General features: G+C 78.6%; 1 protein-coding gene. It reads right to left on the reverse strand.

Annotation, left to right across the window (positions count from 1 at the left end; all coding sequences use genetic code 11):
* Nucleotides 1-458: VWA domain-containing protein (locus ACOV8S_RS21660; RefSeq protein ID WP_448319563.1), on the reverse strand; the 458-nt coding region annotated here is incomplete at both ends.

Raw genomic sequence — 458 nt, forward strand, 5'->3', positions numbered from 1 at the left:
GTCGTCGAGGCGGGCGGCGGCGATGTCCACCGAGTGGGTGGGGGGCAGGGCGAGTTCGGCGCCCTGCCCGCGGAAGGTGATCAGGCCGACCTTGTCGCGGCGGCGGTAGGCGTCGAGGAGCAGGGAGAGGACGGCGGTCTTGACCTGGCTCATGCGCTTGCGGGCCGCCATGGAGCCGGAGGCGTCGACGCAGAAGAGGATCAGGTTGGCCTCGCGGCCCTCCCGGACGGCGGTGCGCAGGTCCTCGCCGCGCAGCCGCAGCGGGCCGTCGGCGCGGCCGGTCCGGGTGCGGGCCGCCGCGGCGCGCACCGTCTCGACCAGGTGCAGGGAGCCCCCGGCGTCCTGGCCGGGCCGGGCGACGCCGACCCGGCGGCCCCGGCTTCCCAGGGCGCGGCTGCGGCGGCCGTCGGTGCCCTCGCCGGTGCCCCGGACGGTGAGCAGTCGCGGGCGGTAGGGGG

Source organism: Streptomyces sp. CO7, from assembly GCF_053474865.1.